Origin of the sequence: Pseudomonas nabeulensis (assembly GCF_004682045.1) — a bacterium.
Taxonomy (GTDB): Bacteria; Pseudomonadota; Gammaproteobacteria; order Pseudomonadales; family Pseudomonadaceae; genus Aquipseudomonas; species Aquipseudomonas nabeulensis.
The window spans coordinates 1-8,169 of record NZ_QUZT01000122.1 but is presented as its reverse complement, the minus strand read 5'-3'; the positions used below and the strand labels follow the sequence as shown (position 1 = coordinate 8,169).

At 61.9% G+C, this 8,169-nt stretch carries 8 protein-coding genes; all 8 read left to right on the top strand.

The annotated features are described in order from the left end of the window. Positions 1–555 precede the first annotated feature (555 nt). The 8 genes from DYL61_RS30775 to DYL61_RS30740 all read left to right on the top strand — a co-directional run bounded on the left by DYL61_RS30775 (position 556) and on the right by DYL61_RS30740 (position 7,924). Positions 556–1,233 (top strand): ABC transporter ATP-binding protein, encoded by a 678-nt coding sequence (locus tag DYL61_RS30775; RefSeq protein ID WP_135311519.1) that lies wholly within the window; start codon positions 556–558, stop codon positions 1,231–1,233. After that, positions 1,230–2,021 carry an ABC transporter permease gene (locus DYL61_RS30770; RefSeq protein WP_105698230.1) on the top strand — a complete coding sequence of 264 codons (792 nt, stop codon included), beginning with the start codon at positions 1,230–1,232 and terminating at the stop codon, positions 2,019–2,021. Before DYL61_RS30775 ends, DYL61_RS30770 begins: the two co-directional genes overlap by 4 nt. Positions 2,022–2,110: 89 nt before the next feature. Beyond that, positions 2,111–3,022, top strand: coding sequence for a DMT family transporter (locus tag DYL61_RS30765; RefSeq protein ID WP_135311518.1), 912 nt, complete (start codon positions 2,111–2,113; stop codon positions 3,020–3,022). Continuing rightward, entirely contained in the window at positions 3,019–4,269 is a 1,251-nt protein-coding gene (locus DYL61_RS30760) for an ATP-grasp domain-containing protein (protein ID WP_135311517.1), read from the top strand. The genes DYL61_RS30765 and DYL61_RS30760 overlap by 4 nt, the downstream gene beginning before the upstream one ends. A gap of 114 nt (positions 4,270–4,383) precedes the next feature. After that, complete coding sequence (locus tag DYL61_RS30755; protein WP_135311516.1) at positions 4,384–5,016, top strand: glutathione S-transferase family protein; 633 nt, start codon at positions 4,384–4,386, stop codon at positions 5,014–5,016. 100 nt (positions 5,017–5,116) lie between these two features. Continuing rightward, the gene (locus DYL61_RS30750; RefSeq protein WP_135311515.1) at positions 5,117–6,037 is read left to right on the top strand and encodes a LysR family transcriptional regulator; all 921 of its coding nucleotides are present in this window, start codon (positions 5,117–5,119) and stop codon (positions 6,035–6,037) included. Beyond that, a complete protein-coding gene (locus DYL61_RS30745; RefSeq protein ID WP_135311514.1) occupies positions 6,037–6,921 on the top strand; it encodes a LysR family transcriptional regulator in 885 nt (294 codons plus the stop codon). Before DYL61_RS30750 ends, DYL61_RS30745 begins: the two co-directional genes overlap by 1 nt. Before the next feature lie 79 nt (positions 6,922–7,000). Further along, a complete protein-coding gene (locus DYL61_RS30740; RefSeq protein ID WP_135311513.1) occupies positions 7,001–7,924 on the top strand; it encodes a pyridoxamine 5'-phosphate oxidase family protein in 924 nt (307 codons plus the stop codon). Positions 7,925–8,169 lie beyond the last annotated feature (245 nt).

Genomic DNA, 8,169 nt, shown 5'->3' with positions numbered 1-8,169 from the left:
AGGGGGCTTGCCCCCGATGACTGAGTGTCAGCCGACACATCCGCAAGCTGACCCACCGCCATCGCAGGCAAGCCAGCTCCCACATTTGTGCTTGTGCCAGGCTCAAGAAACAGTCACACCGCCAATCCCCTGTGGGAGGGGGCTTGCCCCCGATGACTGAGTGTCAGCCGACACATCCGCAAGCTGACCCACCCCCATCGCAGGCAAGCCAGCTCCCACATTTGGCTTCGTGCCAGGCTCAAGAAACAGTCACACCGCCAATCCCCTGTGGGAGGGGGCTTGCCCCCGATGACTGAGTGTCAGCCGACACATCCGCAAGCTGACCCACCGCCATCGCAGGCAAGCCAGCTCCCACATTTGGCTTTGTGCCAGGCTCAGAAACCAGCCACACCGCTAATCCCTTGTGGGAGGGGGCTTGCCCCCGATTGCGGTGTGTCAGCCGATACATCTGCAAGCTGATTCACCGCTTTCGCGAGCAAGCCCTCCCACATTTTGACCCGGTACACTCCATGCGGCACCATTGGGCCTTCCCGTATTAGCAGGAACCCCGCGTCCATGAGCGCACTGATCGAAACCCGCGCCCTCACGCGCCAGGACGAGCGCCGCCAGGTGCTGTTGCTCCAACCCACCGATTTCATCCTCAACCCCAGCGACCGCATTTCCATCACCGGCGCCTCCGGCTCCGGCAAAAGTGTGTTCCTGCGCGCCCTGGCCCTGCTCGATGCGCCCACCTCCGGGCAAATCCTGTGGAACGGCCAGCCGATCAGCAACGCCGAGATCCCCCATTACCGCTGCCATATCAGCTACCTGTCCCAGCGCCCGGCGTTGATCGAGGGCACGGTGGAAGACAACCTGCGTTTTCCCTTCAGCCTGAAAACCTCGCGCAAACGCAGCTTTGACCTGAAGGCCGTCACCACTCTGCTCGGCCACGCCGGCAAGGCCCCCGACTTCCTTGCGAAGAACGCGGCGGATCTGTCGGGCGGCGAATCCCAGGTGGTCTCGCTGATCCGCACCCTGCAACTGAACCCCGAAGTACTGCTGCTGGACGAGCCCACCGCCGCCCTCGACCCCACCTCATCACGGGAAGTAGAAGCGCTGATCGATGCCTGGTTTGCCGGTGACAACGCCCGCGCCTGCATCTGGGTCTCCCACGACCTCGACCAGGCCCAGCGCATGAGTCGCATCCACCTGCATATGAACGCCGGTGTGTTGAGCGGAGCGACCCAGCCATGAACTATCAGAACCTCACGGCCCTGGACATGGGCATCGCCGCGTCGCTGATCCTGATCAACGGCGCGCTCTCATTGCTACTGCGCCTCGGCCTCGGTCGCCAATTGCTGTGGGCAGCGGTGCGCACAGTGGTGCAACTGCTCGCCATCGGTTACCTGCTGGGCTGGGTGTTTGAGTTTGCCTACTGGTACGTGGTGCTGCCGCTGATGTGCGCCATGACCCTGATCGCCGGCATCTCGGCGGCCGGGCGCGGGCGGCGAACCTACCAGGGGCAGCGTGTCGACAGCATCCTCTCGGTGTGGGGCAGCTCGTGGCTGGTGACGGCGGTGGGGCTGTTTGCGGTGATCCGCATCCACCCCTGGTACGAGCCGCAGTACGCGATCCCGATCCTCGGGATGATCCTCGGCAACACCCTCACCGGCGTGTCGCTGGGGATAGAACGCATGACCCAGGAACTCACCTCGGGCCGCAACACCATCGAGATGATCCTGGCCCTCGGCGGCACCCGCTGGGAAGCCGCCCAGGACGCCATCCGCCAAGCCGTGCGCGCGGGCATGATCCCCACGCTCAACCAGATGACCGTGGTCGGCATCGTCAGCCTGCCGGGCATGATGACCGGCCAGGTACTGGCGGGAGAGAGCCCGGTGGACGCGGTGCGTTATCAAATCGTGATCATGTTCCTGATTGCCGCATCGTCGGCGCTGGGCACGGTGGGGGCGGTGTTGTTGACGTATCGGCGGTTGTTTTCGGTGGGGCATCGGTTTTTGCGGGAGCGGTTGCAAGAGCGGTAGGCGCTCGACCTACCTAGCCGTTCGGTCAGTATTTAAATCACACCTGTTTTGTTAGGTTGCGGGACTTACAACAAAGCGGGTGTGCCGACGTGGTCAAGCAGGGCGTTTTAATTGGATTGTTGTTCTGCCTGCTAAGCGCCGCGTTCGATGTCTACGTGGCATTTGTCACGCAAACCCTCAGTACCCTGCTGGTGCTGTTCTACTGCTTTGCCGCTTCGGCGGGGCTGTTTCTGGCGTTTTCACTGTATTTCAATCCAGCCTCCCTACGCTCCCGGCTCAAGGCCGATTGGAAGCTCGTCGTCATCATCAATGCCTCAGTGCTGCTTAACTGGGGCGGCCTGTTCTACGCCCTGCGTTATCTGGAACCCGCAGTCGTCGGGGTCGCTTCGGTCGCCTGCGGTCCGGCGCTCACGCTGGTGATTTCCCTCTTCAACAAACGCAGTGCCAAAGCTGTCTTCGCCGATGTACTGGTCTCCTGCCTGGTGCTGGTCTCGGTGGGGATCATGTTGTTCAACTCTTTCACCGGTGACAGCGGGATCGCCAGCACCACGACGGAGCAACGCGTGTTGGGCATTGTCGCGGTGGTCGTGTGCGCACTCGGCACGGTGATGTACACGATTTTTTCGAAGGAAATGTTCGCCCGCCAATGGTCCATCTACGAAATTCTCGCGGTCAGGAATGTTGCAATGATCGCCACCTGCGTCATTGCCATTGCTGCCTCCGGCACGGGTTTTTCGTTGGGCCGTGAGTTGATTCTGCCTATGACGATACTCGTCGTGATCGGGCATCTGCTGCCTATTTACCTGATCCAGAAAACCATCTACTGCCTGACGCCGATCCATGTCTCCCTGGTGTTGCTGACCCTTCCGGTCTTCGTCTTGTTGCTGCAATACCTGGACGCTCGGGTTGGGTTTGCAGGCGCCAGCGTCGCGGCGGTCAGCGTCATCGTGTGTTTGCTGCTGGGGCGAGCGTTGTATGCAATGAAGAGGGAAATGCCATGATCCGAGTCGTCATCGTCGACGGTTTTTCATCCGGTAAATTCGTCGCAAAAGGCTTGAGCGAACAAGGTTGTGTGCTGATGCATGTGGCCTCTTCGGTGAACCTGGACAGTTATTACTACAACGGCTTTGACTACGGCCTGTACGACCAGATGATCGTCAACGTTGATCCGGCGACGACCCTGGCCAGTGTCGAGCGGTTCGCGCCGCAGTTCATTATTGCCGGGGCCGAAACCGGGGTGTTGCTGGCCGATGCGTTGAACGAGCGCTTGCAGTTGCCGTACTGCAATGAGTTCGACAAGAGCCAGGCCCGGCGCAACAAGTACGACATGATCCAGTGCATCACCCATGGGCAACTGCCGGCGGCGCGTCAGTTCATCGCCGGTACCTGGGAGCTGGCCCAGGGGTGGATCCGGCATCACGGGCGGTTTCCGGTGGTGATCAAACCGTTGGAGAGTGCCGGTGCCGACGGGGTGTTTATCTGCGATGACTGGCACGATTGCGAAGTGGCGGTAGAGAACCTGCTGGGCACCACCAATAAGCTGAACATTCCCAATACCCAAGTGCTGATCCAGGAGTATCTGGCGGGGCTGGAGTATGTGGTGAATATGGTCTCGCTGAACGGCGAGCCGCTGGTCACCGAGGTGGTGCGCTACCAGAAGCAGCGCACCAAGAACGGCGGCATCCTGTATGACATTGATGAACTGATCAGCGCCGAGTCGGCGGTGTACTCGGTGCTGGTGGAATACACCCGTGCGGTGGTGCGGTGCCTGGGGATTCGCAACGGGCCCAGTCATGCCGAGGTGATGTTCACCGAGGAGGGCCCGAAACTGGTGGAAATCGCCGCGCGCACCGATGGCATCCTGCGTCCTGGTGTGTCCCGGCAGACCACCGGCCTGGGGCAGATCGATGCGGTGGTGTTGTCCATCACCGCACCCGAGATGTTCGCGCAATTGCTGGCCAAACCGTTCGACTATCGACTCTTGCAACACACTTACAACGTCTGCCTGATCAATCGCGTGCCCGGCTGTTTTGACAAAGAACTGTTCGTGAGCGAGTTGCTCAAGTTGGAGTCGTTTTTCGATGTGGTGTTTTACGTCGAGACCGGCCAACAGATCGGCGTGACCCAGGATGTCTTCAGCCAGCCGGGCACGGTGTACCTGGTGCACGCCGACCCTTCGGTGATCGCCGCGGATTACCGTCGGATTCGCATACTGGAACACCAGGGGGTGTATCTGACGCCTGGCTAGTGCGGGGTGATTGTTTCATCAGGTGAAATGCTGGATTGTAATCGCTGGTGATTCCAACGATCAGGGCAGGGGTAGACCATGCTTCGTGTCGATCACCCACCTTTGGAGCCTTTCATGTCCCAGTCTGCGATCAAACTCTATGGTTTCCCGTTGTCCGGCCACTCCCATCGGGTTGAGCTGATGCTGTCCCTGCTCGGCCTGCCGACGGAATTTATCCTGGTGGACCTTAAGCAGGGCGCCCACAAGGCCCCTGGTTACCTGGCAGACATCAACAGTTTTGGCCAGGTGCCGGCGATTGATGACAATGGCGTGGTGCTGGCTGATTCCAATGCGATCCTGGTGTACCTCGCCCGTCAATACGGCAAAGGCCAATGGCTGCCCGCCGACCCAGTCGGGCAGGCTCGCGTGCAGCGCTGGCTGTCGGCGGCGGCCGGGCAACTGCATACCGGGCCCGGCGCGGCGCGTTTGGCCGTGGTGTTTGGGGCCGAAGTGGACACCGTGTCCGCCATCAGCCGCTCCCATGCCTTGCTCGCATTGATTGAAGCGCAACTGAACGCAAGCCGTTTCCTGGTGGGCGACACGCCGACCATCGCCGATATCGCGCTCTACACCTACGTGGCCCACGCGCCGGAAGGCAATGTGTCGCTGGCCGACTACCCTCAAGTGCGCGCCTGGCTGGCCAATATCGAGGCGCTGCCGGGGTTTGTCGGCATGCCGCGCACGGCGGCGGGTTTGCAAAAGATTTGAAGTGAGCAACCTGTGGCGAGGGAGCTTGCTCCCGCTGGACTGCGCAGCAGTCCCAAAAAAGCGCGAGCAAGTTCCCTCGCAGGCCTTTGAAGGAGAACGGATGGATCGATTTCATGAAATGCAGGTGTTCCTCGCGGTGGCCGAGGAGGAGGGCTTCGCCGCCGCCGCCCGCCGCCTGGGCACTTCGCCGCCCAGTGTGACCCGGGCCATCGCCGCCATGGAAGAACGCATCGGCACCCAACTGCTGGCGCGTACCACCCGCAGCCTGCACCTGACCGAGGCCGGCCAGCGTTATCTGGCAGACTGCCGGCGCATTCTCGCCGAACTGGAGGAGGCCGAAGAAGCGGCGGCGGGCAGCTACTCCATCCCCGGCGGTCATCTCACGGTGACCGCGCCCGTGCTGTTTGGCGAGTTGTATGTGACGCCGGTGCTGGGGGACTACCTGGATCGGTTCCCCCTGGTGAATATCAATGCCTTGTTGGTCGACCGTGTGGTGAACATGACCGACGAAGGCGTGGATGTAGCCGTGCGCATCGGCCATCTGCATGAGCCGGGGCAACAGGCGATCAAGGTGGGGGAAGTGCGTCGGGTGGTGTGTGCATCGCCCGCTTATCTCGCCGAGTACGGGCGGCCCCAGCATCCCTCGCAATTGCGTGAGGCCAGGATCGCCACGTCGTCATCCAGCCAATTGGTCAGCGAGTGGACGTTCGTCGAAAATGGCCGGCCGCTGACGGTGCCCATCGAGCCACGCTTGGTGGTCACTGCAAATAATGCCGCCATCAACCTCGCACGCGAGGGCTGGGGCATGACGCGGGTGTTGTCCTATCAGGTTGCAGCGGCGGTCGCGGCGGGGGAATTGGAGATTGTGCTGGAAGCATTCGAGCCCCCACCGCTGCCGATCCAGGTGGTGCACCAGAAAAGCGCCCGTGTGCCGGCCAAGGTCAATACCTTCGTGGACTTCCTCATCCACCGCCTGGGTCAGGATGCTGCGCTGAACCCGGCCATGAAACGGCGCACCTGATGGAGCGTTATCACGATATGCAGTTGTTCACCGCGCTGGCCGGGCAACCGAGCCTGGCGTCGGCGGCGCGCCATGCCCAGGTGTCGACGGTGACGCTGATACGTGCGGTGGCGCGGTTGGAGACGCGCCTGCGGGTCGCGTTGCTGGAGCGCAGCACCCAAGGGGTCAGCTTGACGGCGGCAGGCAGCGCCTACCTGGCCGATTGCATGCGCCTGTTGCTGGCGGTGGACGCCGCCGAAGCCTCGGCCAAGGGCTTGCATGTGCAGGCTCAGGGCAACCTGCGGGTGTTTTTGCCGTTGCTGTTCAGCCGCTATGTGATGGCGCCGGTCTTGGCCGATTACCTGGACCGTTATCCCGAGGTGCACCTCGCAACGCACTACCACGACTACTACCCGAACCTGCATGAAGAAGGCTTTGACGTGGCGGTGCTGGTGGGAGAGCTGCCCAGCTCATCGCTGATTGCACGGGCGGTGGGGCAGGTGCGCTATGTGCTGTGCGCCAGTCCCGATTACCTTGCCACCCACGGTGAGCCCGCACACCCCAGTGACCTCAAACAGCATCACCTGATTGCCGGTACTGACCAGGTGTCGTGGGATTTCCACGGCTACTTGCTCAAGGCCCGCGCCCGCCTGGGTTGCACCACGGTGCAAGGCGCGATCAATTCCGCCTTGCAGGGCGCGGGGGTGATTCGCTGCCTCAGTTATCCGGTACACGCGCACTTGCAGAGCGGGCGGTTAGGTCGAGTGCTGCCACTGTTTGAACTGCCGCCGCTGCCGGTTCACGTGGTGTATCGCGAAGGCCGCAATGCGTCCATGCGCGTGCGTAGTTTTGTCGACCATTGCGTCGCGGCGTTACGCGAACATCCGGCATTTCATTTGGCGTAATAGTGGATTGCCTGGCGTGGCTATTCTCTCGCGGGCTGATGGGGCGCAGCATTGAGCCATCCCAACGGAGGTGCGCGCCATGAACCCGATTGAACAATCCCCCTGGCATGCCGGCGAACGGCAACTTCAAGAAGCCGTCGGCGTGGCCGAGCGCATGGCGGTGATCGGGCCCAAGGTCATTCGTGACCACCTGCCCGAGCAGCATCGGGATTTTTATCCCTTGTTGCCTTACCTGGTTCTCGGCGTAGTGGACGACCAGGGCATCCCGTGGGCGACGATGGTGGAAGGCGCGCCGGGGTTTGCCCATTCGCCCGATCCCCAGACCTTGCAAGTCGATAGCTTGCCGTCGATGAGCGACCCAGCCCGTGCGGCCTTTCATCAAGGTGCCGCGATAGGCTTGCTCGGCATCGACCTCAATACCCGTCGCCGTAATCGCATGAATGGCCGGATCGAGGGGCTTGATCACGAGGGCTTTTCGGTGGACGTGATGCAGTCGTTCGGCAACTGCCCCAAGTACATCCAGTTGCGTCCGGTGGAGTCGATTGCCCGCCAACCTGGCACGCTGGCCGAGCGCAGTAACAGCCTGGATGAAGCGGCGCGGGGGATGATTCGCAACGCCGACACCTTCTTCGTCGCAAGTTATGTGAACACCGAGGGCGAGCGCTCGGTAGACGTTTCCCATCGTGGCGGCAATACCGGTTTTGTGCGGGTGGAGGGCAATGTGCTGACCATTCCCGACTTCGCCGGTAACCTGTTCTTCAACACCCTGGGCAACCTGATGGAAAACCCGGTGGCAGGACTACTGTTTATCGACTTCGACTCGGGCGACGTGCTGCAGATTGCCGGGCGCACCTCGCTGATCCTCAACGGCCCGCAAGTGGCCGAATTCGAGGGTGCACAGCGGCTATGGACGCTTACCGTAGAGCACGCCGTACACCGCCCGGCCGCCCTGGCATTGCGCTGGCGGTTCAGCGAGTTCTCCCCCTTCAACCCCACCTTGTAGTGAGCGGGCTTGCCCCGCGCTGGGCTGCGAAGCGGCCCCAACAAGGCCACTGCGGTATATCAGGATGACCGAGGTGTATGGGTTGGGGCGGCTGCGCCACCCAGCGCGGGGCAAGCCCGCTCACTACACGATCAACGCCCAATTCTGCTGGAACACCTTGTAGTGAGCGGGCTCGCCCCGCGCTGGGCTGCGAAGCGGCCCCAACAAGGTCGATGCGGTGTATCAGGATGACCGAGGTGTACGGG